The sequence below is a fragment of the Winogradskyella vidalii genome, assembly GCF_013403955.1.
In the GTDB taxonomy this organism is placed as follows: Bacteria; Bacteroidota; Bacteroidia; order Flavobacteriales; family Flavobacteriaceae; genus Winogradskyella; species Winogradskyella vidalii.
Genome location: NZ_JABFDG010000005.1, coordinates 290,682 through 309,736, shown reverse-complemented (window position 1 = coordinate 309,736; position 19,055 = coordinate 290,682). Strand labels below are relative to the sequence as shown.

General features: G+C 33.6%; 17 protein-coding genes. 8 read left to right on the top strand and 9 right to left on the bottom strand.

Annotated elements, in window-relative coordinates; translation table 11 throughout:
- Positions 1-789: 789 nt before the first annotated feature.
- From ychF to HM982_RS13295, 8 genes are all read right to left on the bottom strand, one after another.
- Positions 790-1,884 (bottom strand): redox-regulated ATPase YchF, encoded by a 1,095-nt coding sequence (gene ychF, locus HM982_RS13330; protein WP_179353741.1) that lies wholly within the window; start codon positions 1,882-1,884, stop codon positions 790-792.
- Positions 1,885-2,186: 302 nt separating this feature from the next.
- Complete coding sequence (locus HM982_RS13325) at positions 2,187-3,404, bottom strand: hypothetical protein (RefSeq protein ID WP_179353740.1); 1,218 nt, start codon at positions 3,402-3,404, stop codon at positions 2,187-2,189.
- Between the two features lie 104 nt (positions 3,405-3,508).
- Complete coding sequence (locus HM982_RS13320) at positions 3,509-4,348, bottom strand: LytTR family DNA-binding domain-containing protein (protein WP_179353739.1); 840 nt, start codon at positions 4,346-4,348, stop codon at positions 3,509-3,511.
- An 85-nt stretch (positions 4,349-4,433) separates the two neighbouring features.
- The gene (locus tag HM982_RS13315) at positions 4,434-4,811 is read right to left on the bottom strand and encodes a hypothetical protein (RefSeq protein ID WP_179353738.1); all 378 of its coding nucleotides are present in this window, start codon (positions 4,809-4,811) and stop codon (positions 4,434-4,436) included.
- Between the two features lie 31 nt (positions 4,812-4,842).
- Positions 4,843-5,172, bottom strand: coding sequence for a hypothetical protein (locus tag HM982_RS13310; RefSeq protein ID WP_179353737.1), 330 nt, complete (start codon positions 5,170-5,172; stop codon positions 4,843-4,845).
- An 83-nt stretch (positions 5,173-5,255) separates the two neighbouring features.
- Positions 5,256-8,843 (bottom strand): PAS domain S-box protein, encoded by a 3,588-nt coding sequence (locus HM982_RS13305; RefSeq protein ID WP_179353736.1) that lies wholly within the window; start codon positions 8,841-8,843, stop codon positions 5,256-5,258.
- 7 nt (positions 8,844-8,850) lie between these two features.
- Entirely contained in the window at positions 8,851-9,294 is a 444-nt protein-coding gene (locus HM982_RS13300) for a response regulator (protein WP_179353735.1), read from the bottom strand.
- A 288-nt stretch (positions 9,295-9,582) separates the two neighbouring features.
- Positions 9,583-9,936, bottom strand: a complete 354-nt coding sequence (locus HM982_RS13295; protein WP_179353734.1) for a 4Fe-4S dicluster domain-containing protein — start codon at positions 9,934-9,936, stop codon at positions 9,583-9,585.
- A 154-nt stretch (positions 9,937-10,090) separates the two neighbouring features.
- Here HM982_RS13295 and HM982_RS13290 point away from each other — a divergent pair, with 154 nt between their 5' ends.
- The 7 genes from HM982_RS13290 to HM982_RS13260 all read left to right on the top strand — a co-directional run bounded on the left by HM982_RS13290 (position 10,091) and on the right by HM982_RS13260 (position 17,782).
- Complete coding sequence (locus tag HM982_RS13290; RefSeq protein WP_179353804.1) at positions 10,091-11,149, top strand: acyl-CoA reductase; 1,059 nt, start codon at positions 10,091-10,093, stop codon at positions 11,147-11,149.
- Positions 11,150-11,283: 134 nt separating this feature from the next.
- Positions 11,284-12,345 carry a 3-phosphoserine/phosphohydroxythreonine transaminase gene (gene serC, locus HM982_RS13285; protein ID WP_179353733.1) on the top strand — a complete coding sequence of 354 codons (1,062 nt, stop codon included), beginning with the start codon at positions 11,284-11,286 and terminating at the stop codon, positions 12,343-12,345.
- A gap of 94 nt (positions 12,346-12,439) precedes the next feature.
- Positions 12,440-13,390 (top strand): D-2-hydroxyacid dehydrogenase, encoded by a 951-nt coding sequence (locus tag HM982_RS13280; RefSeq protein WP_179353732.1) that lies wholly within the window; start codon positions 12,440-12,442, stop codon positions 13,388-13,390.
- Between the two features lie 101 nt (positions 13,391-13,491).
- Entirely contained in the window at positions 13,492-14,130 is a 639-nt protein-coding gene (locus HM982_RS13275) for a DUF937 domain-containing protein (RefSeq protein WP_179353731.1), read from the top strand.
- 299 nt (positions 14,131-14,429) lie between these two features.
- Positions 14,430-14,867, top strand: a complete 438-nt coding sequence (locus HM982_RS13270) for a DUF6146 family protein (RefSeq protein ID WP_179353730.1) — start codon at positions 14,430-14,432, stop codon at positions 14,865-14,867.
- Between the two features lie 49 nt (positions 14,868-14,916).
- The gene (locus HM982_RS13265) at positions 14,917-15,411 is read left to right on the top strand and encodes a DUF6787 family protein (protein WP_179353729.1); all 495 of its coding nucleotides are present in this window, start codon (positions 14,917-14,919) and stop codon (positions 15,409-15,411) included.
- A gap of 94 nt (positions 15,412-15,505) precedes the next feature.
- Positions 15,506-17,782 (top strand): TonB-dependent receptor, encoded by a 2,277-nt coding sequence (locus HM982_RS13260; RefSeq protein WP_179353728.1) that lies wholly within the window; start codon positions 15,506-15,508, stop codon positions 17,780-17,782.
- Positions 17,783-17,786: 4 nt separating this feature from the next.
- On the opposite strand, the gene HM982_RS13255 is transcribed toward HM982_RS13260, so the two are convergent.
- Positions 17,787-18,065 carry a hypothetical protein gene (locus HM982_RS13255; protein WP_179353727.1) on the bottom strand — a complete coding sequence of 93 codons (279 nt, stop codon included), beginning with the start codon at positions 18,063-18,065 and terminating at the stop codon, positions 17,787-17,789.
- A 309-nt stretch (positions 18,066-18,374) separates the two neighbouring features.
- Between HM982_RS13255 and HM982_RS13250 the strand changes: the two genes are divergently transcribed.
- On the top strand, positions 18,375-19,049 hold the full coding sequence (locus HM982_RS13250; RefSeq protein WP_179353726.1) for an ABC transporter ATP-binding protein: 675 nt from the start codon (positions 18,375-18,377) through the stop codon (positions 19,047-19,049).
- Positions 19,050-19,055 lie beyond the last annotated feature (6 nt).

The window sequence follows — 19,055 nt, the reverse complement described above, 5'->3', positions numbered from 1 at the left end:
AAGTAATTAACAACTTATAAGAAAATGAAGCTGAACTTAAAATTGAGGTTGAAATTGACTCTTAATAACTGAAACCTGACACGAATTCAACAAATTCTAACTAAATTAGAGACAAAATATTCTTAATTAAACTCAATCTAAATGAAACCGTCATTTCAATGACCAAGGACATGGTAATCTACCTATTGCTCGTTATCGCTTATACCAGATAATTCTTCCGCTTTTTGATTTAAAAGTATTTTCCTAGTCATCAAAAGATTCGTCTGGTAACGTTTTAAAAACAAGTGATTCACTTATTTTACGAAAGTTCCAAAAGGCGATTGAAAATAAAACTTATCAATCATTAATGCTTTGTCGTTTTATATCTGAAATACATGCTCATGCTTAAACGATATAAAAGCACCTGAAACCATTTCATCTACAAAATAAGTCGGACTATTAAATTCAGTGATTTTTGACGTGAGATTGTGTTTAATTCCGAAATGTTTGGCTTCCCAAGTCACTGACTCCCCTAATTCTGTAAAGCCTGAAGTTTTACCTGCAATGCTTTTTTGTTAGTATGCTCTAGACTTTGCTGATAAAAATCAATATAGCGAGCCAAATCGAAACAGGTTTTTAAGTCTGCGTTGATTGAAGTTTTGATTTCTGGGGTTGCATTTGATGTGATTTAGTTCATCTTAGAAACTAACCTTAAAACAAAGCATTGACGAGTAATCGAATAAACTTGTAAAAGAGGTTTCAACTGCACTCAACCAGACAAACAGATTAAACACAACAAGCTATAAACCGTTACACATTAAACAAGAAATGCATCACATCGCCATCCTTAACAATGTAATTCTTCCCTTCAACGCGCATTTTTCCTGCTTCTTTTACTTTGGCTTCACTTCCAAACTGTACATAATCATCGTAAGCAATAACTTCAGCTCTAATAAATCCTTTTTCAAAATCGGTATGAATCACACCTGCTGCCTGCGGGCCTGTTGCTCCAACATTAACCGTCCAAGCTCTCACTTCTTTAACACCTGCCGTAAAATAGGTTTGTTGATTTAACAACTTGTATGCAGAACGAATTAATTTTGCAGAACCTGGCTCTTCTAAACCTATATCTGCTAAAAACATTTGACGCTCTTCGTAGTCATCTAACTCGTTAATATCAGCTTCTGTTCCAACAGCTAAAACTAAGACTTCAGCATTTTCATCTTTAACCGCTTCACGTACTTTATCTACATAGGCATTACCTGTATTTGCAGCGCCTTCATCTACATTACACACATACATAACAGGCTTATCGGTAATAAACTGAGATGGCTGTACAAACTCTTCGTAATCTTCCTCAGAAAATTCTAAAGCTCTAACTGAAACTCCTGCCTCTAAGTTTTCTTTAATTTTTAAAAGAATAGCTTCTTCTTTTTGTGCGTCTTTATTCCCTGTTTTTGCAGCACGCTTAACTTTATCTAGTTTTTTATCTACAGTTTCTAAATCTTTTAACTGTAATTCCATATCAATAGTTTCCTTGTCTCTAATAGGATCTACAGAACCATCAACATGCACTATATTTTCATTATCAAAACAACGTAACACATGCAAAATTGCATCCGTTTCTCTAATATTAGCTAAGAATTGATTTCCTAAACCTTCACCTTTAGAAGCGCCTTTTACTAAACCTGCAATATCTACAATCTCAACTGTTGCTGGTAAAACACGCTCCGGATTCACCAATTCTTCTAACTTTTCTAATCTAGGGTCTGGTACATTTACCACACCAATATTAGGTTCTATAGTACAAAACGGAAAGTTGGCACTTTGCGCTTTAGCGTTAGACAAACAATTAAATAACGTTGACTTTCCTACGTTTGGTAATCCTACGATTCCTGCTTTCATCGAAAATATATTTTCATTCCCGTGAAAACGGGAATCTTATTAATAAAACACTTTATTTCTCAAAACCACTTCTTTCAATTAAAAAGCATGTGTATGAGAAATTTTGCGACTGCAAATGTAAGTTATTTGTGTAATAGTTTGAATTATATTTTTTGAAATCAATACCAGATATTAAAAATTCAGAATATGTCATTCCAAGGCACGAGGAATACCATCAACTTAATCCATTATAAGCATACTAATTCTTACATGTGTTCGAAATGACCCCTTCTAAAACTCAGAATTTCAAAGAATGATTGCGACTATATATTTTCATCAGGCGTAATCCAATCGGCATTTCTTACAAAAAACACATATTGCGCGTAATCTGTGGTGGAAGTCCCTTCTAAAATATCCAAACCATCCCAAATAGTGATGAGCTTCTTAACCTTAGTTCCTCGGGTAGAATTTAAGTACGGTGAATCTTTAGCGTCTAATTTTAATAAGCTTATAGAATTTGGTTCCGTTACACATTTATAATCCGCTATACCTTGAATATACATGAACAATCGATTATCTTGCGAATACTTAAATCGTGTAAAGTCCTGACCTTTATCTTGCATGAATTTTGGCAATGCCCTACTATCTACCGTTAATTTAGAATCTACATATAAGGCATTCATGCTTACCATTTTATTATAATATGGCATCGTAGTATCATTTTTTATTTTCCCTGCTAACCTATAATCATAGGCTTGTAAAGTGTGCGCAAATCCAAAACCACCATAAATATTTTCGTCTTTCCAATGGTTTTGTGTGTAATATCTTTTGAAATTCTGATACATGAATTGATCTCTAGACCTTATGTTCTTATGGTTAGCTAAATTAAATTGAATGTTTTTAAGAAGGTTAGTATCCTCTATTGTTAGCTTTGATTCTTCTGACGCTATGATGGTATTTAACTCCTGCTCTGACCAAGTTATTAATTCTTCAGCATCTGTTGGAATTGTTGATTGATATGCTACTGGTAATTTCTCATTTAGTAATTGTCTTAAAAGATTGAAATCTGAAATTTTATCGATAGCCACAAGCTGAAATTTAGACACTTCCGGAAGTGTGGCATAGTATGCTCGCATTTTCACCCATTTGTTTCGGTATTGCTCGGAGATGCTTCCGATATAAACTACCCATTCTTTAAGAATATCTTTTAATTCATGTTCATCTGAGCCTTCTAAATACTTCTGAAGATAATAGCCTTGGGCAATATCCATCTCCGCTAAGTAAATGTCTATGTTTACTTTCTCGTTAAGTTGCGTGAACATGGCATAATCAATTCGTGGTGATGATGCTACTTCGTGAACCTCTCCTACAAAAAAGAGTTTGTTATTATAAAAGTCATCATCTAAGGAATTAAATTGAAGCGTATCTGCCATTTCTACAACTTCAGTATGGTCTTTTAAATAGTTAACATATTTGCGCGAAGAACAGCTCGTTAATACTATGATTAAAATTGTAAAGCTTAAGATTTTGAAATTTTTCATTGGTGTTGTTTTTAATGTTCCCTACAAATAGAACGCATAAAAACCACTAAAAAAAAAGAGTGTGATGAACCTGAGGATTTTGTGTCGAAATTGAAACTTCAGGGCTAATCTTGAAGGTCTTGGGACGAATTTGAAAGCCGTTTAGACAAGGCTGCATAGTACTTCTGGGAAATTGGAATGCTATCTTCGACATGAGAAATTTTCATGAAACGCTTTCTAGCATTTCCTTCTACAGCTGTTAAAAAATCTAAATTCACTAAATACGAACGGTGAACTTGCCATGCATTTGGTAATTGTTTTATAATGTTAGAAAGTGTACTTCTAAACATTTTTTGTTGCACCCCATCTTTTGTGAGATAAAAGACTTCAACATAATTTTGTTGGGATTGCGCATAGATAAAATCCGACTCTAAAATAGTGAGGGTTTCAGATTTACTTTCGCCTTGAATCGTAATGCTTTTTTCTACTACGATATTCTTTTTATCTTGAAGTGGCACTTCAATTACGCCATACTTTGAACGCAGATACAACCACAAAGGCACAATAATTGGTGTAAACGGCAATCCGAACGTTCCAATAAAGCCCCAGATATAAGATGTGTTTAAAGTAGAAGCTCCACTAACCACATAAAAGTGATAGAAAAAACAACATACAAATATTAAGAATAACGTAACGAGTATATAAAGGAATTCATTTAGCACAAACCAACGCTTCACTTGCCGCTTATATACATAATTTTCAAATGGGTGAACTACGAGAATAGGCAGAACAATACAAATTGCATACCCTGCTAACCTTAGGTGTTTATAAGAAAAACTATTACTGGTATCAAAAGGCTCTAAAGTAATAAGTAATAATGGGAGAATTACACCAACCAATAAAGCGATCCACAAAGTGTGTTTCCATGTTTCAGTGTAAGCAATGGTTTTGTTAAATGCTATCATCTGCACTTTCTCGATAGGTTTATTTGCAGTAAAAATAACAAAACCAAACTAAGGATAAAAAATTCGAAATAATAAGGCTAATATTCTAACCTTCTACTATGTTTTTAAACGTTGGAGCCCCTTCTACAATACTACCGATGCCTTTTTTGTTCACTTTAAAAGTCACATCTTTTGTCGTCGTAAAAAGTAACACGGATAGAAATGAAGTTTTTATGTGCTGCTTTATAATAGGTAATGCAGCTTCTAAGCTCATCTCCTCCGCTATATCTTCAACCTCTTTGGGTCTAAAACTGTATTTTAGTATTACTCTAAAATCATCTTCAGCATAGATGGGTCTTAGAAAAATATTCTTTAGCTCAGGTTTCCCTATGGTTTTAGCCATAGTTAATTTAGCAAAAGTACCTTCATCAATACTTACTTTTACCTGTTCCCAAAATTCTATAAATACATCTTGATACGTCATACATTTAAAACTATATACTATCAGCAGCTTATTATTGGCGGTCTAAAAGTTTTTGAGACACTTTGTAAGTGGCACCGTAAACTAATCCGGATTGGCGTTTCTTAAAATCAGATAAGGCTTGCGTATACCATTTTGGGTCGGTGGCTTTCTTTTTTGATTTTTCGTGATTAGAAATACCAAAAACCTCCGAATCTAAACGGGCTTCGATAGTATAAATGCTTAGCCCAAAGTGTTCTGCACGTTCCAAAACGGTTGCAAAATCTGTTTCTGAAAAATAATGTGTCGCTTCAGATTCAAAGTTATCATTAACATTGTCTAAACCGGTAAATATATGTTGTTCTAAAAATTCTGATTGTTCCATAGTGGTGTTAGTTCTTATTAAATCACTCGATTTTGAATAATATCATCAAGCAAAGTGCAAAGTTAGTTCTTCCTTTCGGTAATTTAGTCTTCAGGAAGATAAATATCAAAGGTTGCTCCTTTACCAAATTCACTTGTAGCCACAATATAGCCCTCGTGATTTTCTATAATTCGTTTTACTATAGCCAAACCAATACCAGTACCAGAATAGTCTTCTTTACTATGCAAGCGCTGGAAGACTTCAAATATTTTTTCGTTATACTCTTGTTCAAAGCCAATACCATTATCAGAAAAACGGATATGGCAATAGGTACGGTTGTTTTTTAATGCCGGAATTCCTGTTTTCTTTCCTTTTAATATGTCACATGAAATTTTAATGACAGGAGTTGTTCCCTCTTTCGTAAATTTAATTGAATTACTTACGAGATTTAAAATCACCTGTTGAAATTGAATCGTTATAATACGAACATCACAAATGTTTTCGAGTTCGAAAATAACTTCTTTGGCTTCTAATTCTTCACTTAAGGTTTCTTTGGTATCGTCTATGATGTCTTGTAGATTGTAAATTTCAAAGGTGTTCTCTTGAACGTTAGTTCTTGAATACGCAATTAAATCTTGAATTAAATTTTGCATTCGAAATGCAGAGGTTTGCATTCGAGAAAAATAATTCTTAGCACTATCTGACAATCTATCTAACTCTTTTTCTTTGATTCGCGAAGCAAAGGTTTGAATTTTACGAAGCGGTTCTTGCAAATCGTGACTAGAAATATAGACAAAGGATTGTAACTCTTTATTCATTTTTTCGAGATCCAAATTCTTATTTTCTAACTCAGTGGTTCTGCGTTTCACCATATTTTCGAGCTTAGCTGTAAATACTTTTTGTTCTTGAATATCAGTACTACTTCCTACCCATCGTTTAATAACACCATTAACATCTCTTTGAGGCGTAGCTCTACTTAACTGCCAACGGTACTCACCATTATGCTTACGGAATCGATGTTCAAATAAAAAATCTTGACCTGTTTTTATGGATTCTGTCCATACCTTAATATTTTCTTCGGTATCGTCTGGATGTATGATTTGCAACCATCCATCTTTTATCATTTGTTCGAAGGTTAAGCCCGAAAAGTCAAATACAGACTGATTCCAATAATTAAGACTCCCGTCTGGATCAGATGTCCAAATAAACTGAGGCATAGAATCGGCTAGCAATCGGAATTTTTCTTCACGCTCTAATAATTGTTGGTGAAAGTTGCGTTCTTCCGTAATATCTCTTACGGTACCTAACATCCTTACGGGTTCGTCATTTTCATCATAATACACTTTCCCTTTAACATCTTTCCAATGTAAGGATTGGTCATCCCAAATGGTTCTAATTTGATAATGCAATACCCCTACTTTATAAGCTCTTTCAAAAGCATTAGCTCTAATTTGAAGGTCGTCTGGATGCACATTAGAAATTAATTTTTCTTGAGTTAAAATATTGGTATTTGAAAACCCTAAAATATCATAGCATCGGTCTGATGCTTCCATCTCTTGGGTTTTAAGGTTTAAATCCCAAATACCAAGATCACTGGCTTCAATAATAAGCTTTAATTTCTCTTCGTTTTCCTCAATAATGTGTTTCGCTTTTACTGTTGCTGTTACCTCTGTAGCTACAACCATAATACCAGTAATAGTATTGTTTTCCTTTAATGGTTGATACACAAAATTGAAATAACTTTCTTCAATTTTACCTTGGCGGATTAATTTTATAGGAAATTCGTAACCATAGAATGCACGTCCTGTTTTATATATATCTTTAACAATAGGCGCTATAACGTCTTTAACTTCGGGTAAGATATCAAACAGCGGTTTTCCAACAAATTCCTTTCTAGTTTTGTCTACGATGTGCAAATAGTTTTCATTTGCCATCTCTATGATATTCTCAGAACCTCTAACAATTACAATACCTAGTGGCGCTTGCATTACAGAATCTCGAAAACGTTTTTCACTTTCTTCTACTTTTTGTGTCGCTTGGTGAAGTTCGGTGACTTCGGCAGCTATATTCATTACAGCATAGGTTTCCCCTAATTCATTTAATAGAGGCATAAAGCTATAATTGTAGTAATAGGAATTTAAGTCGCCATCTTTTACAATATCAACTTTTTGGTCTTTAGCATGGTATGGTTTACCTGTTCGTAAAACCTTACGTATTTGATCATATATTTTTTGATTTTCAAATTCTGGTAAAATATCTTCATATAACAGACCTACAACGTCATTTCCTTTTCCCCAGGCATCTATCATTGACTTATTGGCCAAGGTAATTTTTATTTCTTCTCCTTCATAAACACCAATCGGAAAAGGTGCACTTTCTACTAAAACGCGTATGCTTTGCTCACTTTTTTCAATTTTTTTCCGAGCTTCTACTTGGGTTGTAACATCGTTTGCAATGATCATGATTCCATTAATATTTCCTTTAGAGTCATACAACGGCTCATAAGAAAAATTAACATAAAGGGTTTCTAAATTTCCATTCCTTAGAAGTTGAACAGCGTGTTCTGAAGTAGAAAAACTTTTACCTGTATTTACTACACCGTCCATCAATTCTCTAATGCCTTGCGTATTGAGTTCTGGCATGGTTTCAAAGATGGGATAATTAAGCATCTCATCTTCTGTTCTTCCCCATAATTCTAGGGCATATTTATTAGCTATTTCAATTCTATAGTCGGCCCCTTTTAGAATAGCAATTGCTATAGGTGCCTGAAGAATCATTAATCTTAAATTACGCTCACTTTCCTCTATTTTCTTCCTTGCTAATACACGATCGGTAACATCCTCTACGGTACCTGTTAATCGGTAAGCAATTTTATCATCGTTAAACCAAGCTTTTCCTTTAGCATGTACTATTGTTTCTTTTTTTGTGAGCTCATTAATAATGGTGTATTCGACATCAAAATGGCCGCCAGAAGCATAATCTAAAACAGCCAAAATAGCATTAGACACACGATTTCTATCCTTTTTTGAGATAATATTTAAGGCCTCTGAAAGTTCTATTTGTTCTTTTTGAGCCAAACCAAACCATTCTTTCAACCTCGTATTACACGAAAATTTATTAGTTAGTGGGTTGTAATCATAGGTGGCTAATTGAGCGGCTTCAATTACAAAGTGGAGTTCATTTTTACTATTCTCTAAATCATCCTCAACTTTCTTTTTATTGCTGGTTTCTATAGCAGTAATTAAAACACCACCTATTTCACCAGATTCTAATTGTATAGGACTAAATGCAAAATCGAAATAACAGTTTTCAACAGTACCATTTCGGTTTAAGGGCAACATAAAATTAGGTAAATTAACCGCTTCACCATCCATTGCGCTATTATAAGTAGAACCTATATCATCCCAAACTTCAGAAAAAGTCTCTTTAAAACTGCCTCCCAAAGCTAGTGGATGTTTATTGGCACCTAAAATAGAAGTATAAGTATCATTGTAAATTTGAGTTAACTCTTTTCCCCAACAAATACACATGCCAAAAGAATTATTCAATAGTACATTGACTGTTGTTTTCAATGGTTGTGGCCAACCTTTAGGGGTACCAAGAGGCGAATTACTCCAATCTTTAGACCTAATGAGTTGCCCCATTTCTCCACCGCCTTGTAAAAATTTATGCTTTTCGGGTTTTATAATCATGTAAAAATTAAGGTTGTATTATAAAATTTTCTTTAGAACGTTGTTCTAAATTGGTAGAAGAAAATAATGCAATCGCCTTTTCAACGACTTTTTTGATATTGGCAAATTCACCCGGTTTTTGGATATAATGATGCGCTCCCAAATCATATAACTGATCAACTACAGTTTTATCTAATGATGTAGAATAAATTATAATTGGTATATTCTTTAATGTATCTATAGCCTTTATTTCTTCCAAACATTGTAGTCCTGATTTTTTTGGCATATTAAGATCAAGAAAAATTAAATTGGGATAGTTGACGGGTTCGGATGATAAATAATTCATTAGCGCTACGCCGTCATTTAATACAGAAAGTGTTATTCTGCCAATTTCATCAATAGCCTCTTGAAAAAAATCGCAATCGTCAATATCGTCATCTGCGATTAAAAGGTGAAGTTTAGTATTTTTCATTTAGTAAAATTGTGTATAGGTTTAGGATAAACACAAAATGTTATAGTATATATTTTTTTAGCGCAAAAGCAAACATTCAACTATAAATATAAGCATTAATTTTTATTCGTCTTTTTCTTTTATTAAAATGACATTTATTTCAAAATAACGCCTAGGACAAGTCGTTTAATTACCATGAATTCTAGAGGGCTAAAAATCAATAAAACTCATTTTAAATTATAAATAAAGCAAAAAAAAATCCCAAGCCAAAGACTCAGGATTTCTATATGTTTTTGTCATACTAAAAGCCTATCCATTAGGGTGCATAAACTTCTGTTTACCTAATAACTCTTCTTCTGTCTCTACGTGATCTTCATCAGGCACACAGCAATCTACAGGGCAAACCGCAGCGCATTGTGGTTCTTCATGGAAGCCCATACACTCAGTACATTTATCTGGCGAAATATAATAAACTTCGTCACTTATAGGTTCTTGTGTCTCCTCAGCATCAACTTCTTTACCATTAGGAAGTACTAATTTCCCTTCTAAACTTGTACCGTCTGCATAACGCCAATCGTCTGCACCTTCATAAATAGCTGTATTTGGACATTCTGGCTCACAAGCTCCACAATTAATACATTCGTCTGTGATTATAATTGCCATAGTATTTTTATTTTTTAAATTATAATTTGAAATGAACCCTATTTGATTTCTGAAAAATACAATTTATCAAAATCAAACCTTTTCTTGCTCATTTGCTTTACGTAATTTTGCAATGGCAAAAATAAAGCCAAAACATCGTATAACCAAACACATCATGGATTTACAACAAAGAATTAACGCATTTATAAAATTAGGCGAATTTTTAAATCAATTTCAACAAATTGACAGCATAAAAAATGACACCGTTGAAGCTAATGATTTGTTTTTCGATGGCTTTAAACACCAGCTAAAATTAGCCGAAGAATCTAATGGATGGTTTACAAAAAAGAACATCGCTTTTTCATTGCGCAATTGGGCCGATGCCTTAACAAAAAGCAACATTAATCGATGGTTAAGCAACTATAACATCGCCGTTAAAACACCAAATACCGTTGCCATTATTATGGCAGGAAACATTCCTTTAGTTGGGTTTCACGATTTTCTATGTGTTTTGATTTCTGGTCATAATGTATTAGTTAAGCAATCGTCTAACGATAAACATCTGCTGCCGTTTTTGGCTAAATACTTAGAAGTTGTAGAACCTGATTTTAAAGGTAAAATAACGTTTACCGAAGAAAAGCTAGAAAATTTTGATGCTGTTATTGCCACCGGAAGCGATAACACTGCACGTTATTTTGAATACTACTTTAAAAACAAGCCTTCAATTATTAGAAAAAACAGAAATTCAGTGGCTGTATTAACCGGTAATGAAACCAAAGCTCAATTGGAAGCGTTATCTGATGACATCTTTAGATATTATGGCTTAGGTTGTAGAAATGTATCTAAACTATTTGTTCCTAAAGCTTATAATTTTGAAGCCTTTTTTAATGCCGTTTATAAGTGGCACGAAATTATACACGAATCTAAATATGCTAACAATTACGATTACAATAAAGCGGTATATTTAATGAGTGAATTCAATATGCTAGAAAATGGATTTCTAATGATTAAAGAAGACCAAAGCTACGCCTCGCCTATTGCCACCTTATTTTATGAATACTATGATAACAGTGATGAGTTGCAACTAAAATTAGAGGCAGAATCGGATAAAATTCAATGTATTGTTACCGACGGTATTAAAGACACTGAAGTAGAATTTGGCAAAACTCAACACCCAAAACTATGGAATTATGCAGACAATGTGGATACTGTTGATTTCTTGTTAAAAACATAGTTCAAAAATTATCATTTTCGTAACATCTTTTAACCAATTAATTAGCACCTTTGTAGCTGTTTAAAAAAAATCTAATAAGATTTCCGATTTTATTAAACGCATTGTTTAAGGACGGAAATGAAAACAAAATCTTCATGATAAAACATAATTTTAGTGCAGGACCAAGTGTATTACCAAAATCAGTAATGGAAAAAGCTTCAAAGGCTGTTTTAGACTTTGACAACGGCTTATCAATTCTAGAAATTTCACACCGTAGCAAATCTTTTGTAGATGTTATGGAAAATGCACGTTCACTAGCTTTAGAATTATTAGGCTTAGAAGGTAAAGGTTATAAAGCTTTATTTCTTCAAGGTGGCGCAAGTACGCAATTTTTAATGGTTGCTCTTAATTTATTAGAAAAAAGAGCGGGTTACTTAAACTCAGGAACTTGGGCAGACAAAGCTATTAAAGAAGCTAAGATTTACGATGATATATACGAAGTAGCCTCTTCTAAAAGTGCGAATTACAATTACATACCAAAAGGCTATGATATCCCTGAGGATTACGATTATTTTCACTTTACAACAAACAATACCATTTTTGGAACACAAATGAAGAGCTTTCCAAAATCACCAATCCCAATGGTATGTGATATGAGTAGTGATATTTTTTCACGTCAATTAGATTATTCGCAATTCGATTTAATCTATGCTGGCGCACAAAAAAATATGGGTCCAGCAGGAACAACATTGGTAATTGTTAAAGAAGATATTTTAGGAAAAGTGTCTCGTAAAATTCCTTCTATGATGGATTACAAAGTACACATCGGTAAAAGCAGTATGTTTAATACACCTCCTGTATTTGCAGTTTACACCTCGATGTTAACCTTACAATGGTTAAAGGATTTAGGTGGTGTTAAAGCTATTGAAGAAGAAAACGATAAAAAAGCACGTTTAATTTATTCTGAAATCGACCTTAACCCACTTTTTAAAGGTTTTGCAGTAAAAGAAGATCGTTCTAACATGAATGCAACGTTTACTTTAGAGAATGAAAACCTAAAAGAAACGTTTGATACCATGTGTGCTGAAGCAGGAATCAGTGGTATTAATGGTCATAGAAGTGTTGGTGGTTATAGAGCATCAATGTATAATGCTTTATCTTTAGATAGCGTTAAAGCGTTAGTTGAAGTCATGAGCGAGTTAGAAAGCAAAGCTTAAAGTGAGCGACAATACAAATAGGAATCGCACCACAAAATAATTATAACAAAATTTAATATTTCCGTTTTTACGGAAATAAAAAACAAGTTTTTCAATGAAAGTATTAGCAAACGACGGCGTTTCTCAAAGTGGAATTACAGCCTTAGAAGCTGCTGGTTATGAAGTTATCACAACCACAGTAGCACAAGAGCAATTAGAAAACTACATCAATGAGAAAAATATTGATGTTCTTTTAGTACGAAGTGCAACAACAGTTAGAAAAAATATTATAGATAATTGCCCTAGCCTTAAAATTATTGGTCGTGGTGGTGTTGGTATGGATAATATCGATGTCGATTACGCTCGTAGTAAAGGCTTAAAAGTTATTAATACACCTGCAGCTTCATCGCATTCCGTGGCAGAATTAGTATTTGGTCATTTTTATGGTTTAGCACGTTTTTTACATAATTCTAATCGTGATATGCCATTAGAAGGTGATGCTAAATTCAAAGTCTTAAAAAAATCATACGCTAAAGGTACCGAGCTTAAAGGTAAAACTTTAGGTGTTCTTGGTTTTGGACGTATTGGTCAGGCAACGGCTAAAGTAGCTATTGGCGCAGGAATGAAAGTCGTAGCTTTTGATCCATTCTTAGAAAAAGCAAATTTAGAATTGGACTTTTTTGATGGTCAAAAAGTGAATTTTGAAATCGAAACCATTTCAAAAGAAGACGTTTTAAAACAAGCCGATTTCTTAACCCTACACGTTCCTGCCCAAAAGGATTATGTGATTGGTGAAGAAGAATTCAATCAAATGAAAGATGGTGTAATCATTGCCAATGCTGCTCGAGGTGGTGTTGTTAACGAAGTTGCCTTGGTCAATGCAATTAAAAGTGGAAAAGTGTCTAGAGCAGCTTTAGATGTTTTTGAAAAAGAACCACAACCAGAGATTCAATTATTAATGAATCCTGCATTATCATTAACGCCACATACTGGTGCTGCAACCAACGAAGCTCAAGATAGAATTGGTACAGAACTAGCAGAACAAATTATTACAATTCTTGGTTAACATAATTATGTGACCATATCAAATAAAATGAGTCCTACTATATGTAGGACTTTTTTTGTACCTTAAAACATTCAAATTATTAACCTTAATTATATATAAAAATGGCAGGAATATTAGATTTATTAAATAGCGATTTAGGAAAAACCATTATCAGTGGTGTATCTGGATCAACAGGAACAGATGAGAGTAAAACAAGTAGTGTATTAACTATGGCATTACCTGTACTTACTAAAGCAATGGAGCGTAACGCTTCTACAACTGAAGGTGCAGAAGGGCTTATGGGAGCACTTAGTGGAGGCAAACATGATGGTAGCATTTTAGATAACCTAGGTGGTTTATTTGGTGGTGGTGTTGATGAATCGGTAAAAAATGATGGCGATAAAATCCTTAGTCATGTTTTAGGGAGCAAACAAGAAGGTGTACAACAAGTTATCGGACAAAAAGCAGGTTTAGATGCTAGTTCTGTTCAGAATATCTTAAAAGTAGCTGCGCCTATTTTAATGGGGGTTTTAGGAAAGCAAGCGAGCCAAAATAATGTGAGCTCTTCAAATGATATTAGTGGTCTTTTAGGAGGTTTACTTGGTGGTAGCGATGCTGCTAATGAACAAAATTTCTTAGAAAAAATATTAGATGCTGATGGTGACGGTAGTGTTATTGATGATGTTGCAGGCATGGTTTTAGGTGGCAACAAAAGCGAAGGTGGCATTGGGAATGTTTTAGGTGGTTTATTCGGGAAATAAAACATTTATACTTCTATAATAATTTACAAAGCAGTTCTTAAGAGCTGCTTTTTGTGTTATGTACTTTTCCTTTCTCTAATAATAACTTTACGCATTCAAAAGACCTTTTTACAAGTTTTAGGTTGAAAAAGCACTATTTATAGTCGTGCTTTGTAGTGTTAATTCAAGATAAAAACTAAAAAAGCATTAACATTTTTAATATCTTTAATACGTATAAAACGAATTTGTTCAAATATTTATCATTTAAAAATCTAACAACATCGAGAACAAAATCGGATTATGAAAAACACAAAACCCAGATGAAAAAGATTATTCCCTTTATTATTATTCTTATTTTAATTGCCAGTTGTAAATCATACAACACCAATCAAACTATAAATAATGAAAACGAAAACAGCTTAATACAGAGTGATACGGTTTCTATAAGTAGTGCTGAAAATGATTATGAAATCATTATTATAGAGCCTGGTTTTAATGCCTGGCTTGCTGGAACCGCGAGACCAGAAGGCTATTATACACAAGAGTGGTTAGAAACCCGAAACGAAGTATTAGTACAGGCTTGGAATCAAAGAAATTTGCAACCGATGTCTTATGACCCCGATTTATATGAGCTACGTATTGATTACGACACACGTACGGACTACGGTTACGAGATTAACTATAAGCTATATAATTACTTTGTTTACTTTCAAATAAAATACAAACAACGCCTCTCTTCTTTTACGCCCAGAATTTAGTCTGTAAATACATCATAATTTATTAGTTTTGCTACACGAAATTCGTGCTATGGAAAAATTTAAAAAACATTGGGAGATTCAACACAATTGGCAGTTGTTATTTCCCTTTTTTGGTCTAATTATTTTGGGCTATTCTGCTTTTAAAATTTCTAACGCCATTGTTAAAGATTATAATTTTGTCTTCAAAATAATTATCGCTTCAGGGCTCTTTTTCCTATTATTGAAATTAACACTCTTCATATTTAAAAAATTAGAAAAGAAATGGATTCTCGATTATAAATGGGAAATGATTCGTGTATTTATGGTGTTTGCGTTTACAGGTACTTCCTCATTATATATTGGAAGACCTATTATGATACTCATGGGAATTACTAAAGAAAACTTAAACCCTATTCTTTACTGGTTTTTATTTATTACTATTGGACTCGTTTTCTACCAAATACTCCTCGTGACGTTTGGATGGCTTTTTGGTCAGTTTAAGTTCTTCTGGGAATTTGAAAAGAAAATGTTGGGTCGATTTGGATTAAAACGCTTCTTAAATTAAAAAAAGAACATGTTAAGCTATTTTAAAATTGAAAAATAGCGGTTCTAATCCATTACAAATACTCTACGTATTCCAAATTAATAAATCATTATTTATGAGTCGAATTCTAGTCATAGTACTAAGCCTTTTTTGCGCCAATAGTTATGCACAAAATGTTATAAAAGGTATAGTTTTAGAGCAATCAACACAAACTCCAATTCCTTATGCTACGGTATATGCCCCAGAAATAGAAACTGGTACCGTAACCGACGAAAAAGGCGAATTTACCCTAGAATTATCAAAAGGTACACATAAGCTAATATTTTCATATATAGGATTTCAAACCCAATCCTTAAACATTTCGGTGCCGACGGATAACTATATATCTATTGAGCTTCTTAAATCTGCCATGGAAATGGAAGAAGTTATCATTTCTACACCTTTTCACAAATTACAAAGTGACAATGTGATGAAGGTAGAACAGAAAAAAATAAAAGACTTAAAAGCCTCAGGAGCCTTAACATTAGCCGAAGGTATAACTACAATTGCTGGTGTGGAAAGTGTGAGTACTGGCAACAGTATTGGTAAACCTGTTATTAGAGGGTTGAGCTCTAATCGGGTGTTGGTTTATACACAAGGCGTACGTTTAGAAAATCAACAATATGGAGACGAACACGGTCTTGGAATAAATGATGCAGGAATAGAAAGTGTTGAGGTTATAAAAGGTCCCGCTTCCCTACTCTATGGCAGCGACGCTCTAGGCGGTGTTTTATATCTTAATCCCGAACGATTTGCTGGCATGGATCAATCTGCTACAGATGCTTCTATCAATTATTTTAGCAACACCAAAGGTTATAATACCAATGCAGGTTACAAAACTTCTAGCAATGGCTTCAAATTTTTGTTTAGAGGTAGTTTAACCGAGCATTCAGATTACGAAACAGCAGATTATCGCGTAACCAACACACGCTATAGGGAACAAGATTTTAAAGCTGGATTGGGTTATCAGGCTTCAAAATTTAAAACCGAATTGAGATACAATATAAATAGTTCAAAATTAGGATTGACTGAAGGTATTGGAATCCAATCTACAGACAGAACCCCTCTACAGCCTTACCAACAAATAGACAACCATATATTTAGTTCAAAATCAACGGTGTTTTTTGATGATTCTAGTCTAGATATTACCTTAGGCTACATCTATAATAACCGAAAAGAGTTTGAGGACCACGACCATAGTCATGATGCAGGTGATGATGATGATGATGACCACGATCACGACCATGATGATGAGCATGATGACTTTGATGACCATGATGATGAACATGAAGACGAATTAGAACACCTAGATGCTGCCTTAAACATGAAGCTAGCCACTTTTAATTACGATATAAAATACAATCTTCCAACTTTGGGGAAATTTGAGACTATTGTGGGTGTGCAAGGTATGCATCAAACCAATGCAAATTATGGCGAAGAAATACTTATCCCTGATGCTACGACTAATGATTTTGGTGTTTTAGCAACTTCACACGTACATTTTGAAACTATAGATATCCAATTAGGAGCACGATACGATTTCAGGTCTATTGCTATTGAAAATAATACCGATAAAACCTTCAATTCCTTTAATGGAGCTTTAGGGTTTAAAACTGATATTTTTAAAAACTTTACAACTCGATTAAATTTTGCAACAGGTTTTAGAGCACCAAATTTAGCGGAATTAGCATCTGATGGTTCACACGAAGGGACAAACCGTTATGAAATTGGTGATATTAACCTAACCAACGAACAGAACTTTCAAATTGATTTAGCTTTAGAATACAAAAATGAACATATAGAGCTTTTTGCGAATGCGTTTTATAATAAAGTCAACGATTATATTTTCTTAAATCCGAATGGTGACTTCATAAATGACGACCCTGTATTTTTATACGAACAAGAAAATGCTTCTTTATATGGTGGCGAATTTGGCTTGCATTTGCATCCGCACCCTATACATTGGTTACACCTGGAAAGCAGTTTTGAAACTGTAACAGGACAATTGGATAACGACGATTATTTACCTTTAATTCCTGCAAATTCATTAACAAATACGCTTAGGGTAGAATTTGATACAAAAGCCATTAAACAAATTAATGCGTTTACAACTTTACGTTCTACATTTGCACAAAATAACGTGAATACTTTTGAAACAACTTCAGAAGCTTATAATTTACTAAGCGTTGGTATTGGCGGCACTTTTAACGTATTTAATAATGATATGAATGTATCCGTATCGGCAACTAATTTATTGAACACCAAATACATCCACCATTTATCACGATTAAAAACGGATGGTATTTTAAATATGGGACGCAATGTAAATGTTGGTGTTACTTATACGTTATAACCATTTAAATCTCTTCTACTGGTTTATCCGAGCTAAAAACATAAGTGTACAACCACATAAGTGTAAATGTTGGTATAACGTCAAAGCCAGGTAATGCTTCTTCTACCAAAGAAATAACACCTGCAACCTTACCGGGTTTACCAAGGTATAATTTGGTCATTAGCCATGCTGAAACAGGCGCCCAAACAATATCGGAAAATTCGCCGACACCAGGAATTATAAAAGAGACAAGACCTAAGGCATCAAAAAGAAGCCCTAATCCTAATTTTTTGTATTTATTCATTTCGTTTTAGATAATTTCAGTTGAATTTTTAAGTACTGTAAGTGAATAATGCAGCGTTTTATAAATATACTTTCTGAAGCATTCTTATTTTTAACACGTTAAAAAATCAATATTATTATAAAATTAAAAGCAATTATTATTCCAAATAAATATCAACTGCCATTTTCGGCATAATACAATGTAATTTAGAGTTAAAGAATAAAAAGGTTTAAAATTTCATCTTTCCTATTTTAAGGATTATAGTTTAAAGACCATAAATCTGTAGTTTAAAATTGTAGATTAATGCATTAAGTATTACTTTCACAGCGTATGAGTAAAACAGTTATTTCCGCAAAGCAAATTAAGAAAGCCTATAAAAACCTACAAGTTTTAAAAGGCGTTGATTTAACCATTTTAGAAGGCGAAATCATCTCTATTGTTGGTGCTTCTGGCGCAGGTAAAACCACATTGCTTCAGATTTTAGGAACTTTAGATAAACCCGATTATAAATCGGATACTGAATTGGTAATTAACGACCAATCTATAAAAACACTCAACGATAAAGGCTTAGCTAAATTTAGAAATAAGAACATTGGTTTTATATTTCAATTTCATCAATTATTACCTGAATTCACAGCCTTAGAAAATGTTTGCATTCCAGCATTTATAAATCATACACCTAAAGCTGATGCTGAAAAACGTGCTATTGAACTATTAGATTATTTAGGTTTAAAAGAGCGAATTCACCACAAACCAAATAGCATGTCTGGTGGCGAACAGCAACGTGTGGCAGTTGCAAGAGCATTAATTAATAATCCGAATATCATCTTTGCAGATGAACCGTCTGGAAACTTAGACAGTGCTTCTGCTGACCAATTACACAAGTTATTCTTTAAATTAAGAGATGAATTCAATCAAACTTTTGTGGTTGTAACACACAACGAAGAACTAGCTGACATGGCTGACCGAAAATTAACTATGGTTGATGGAAAAATTGTAGGTTAAAAACTG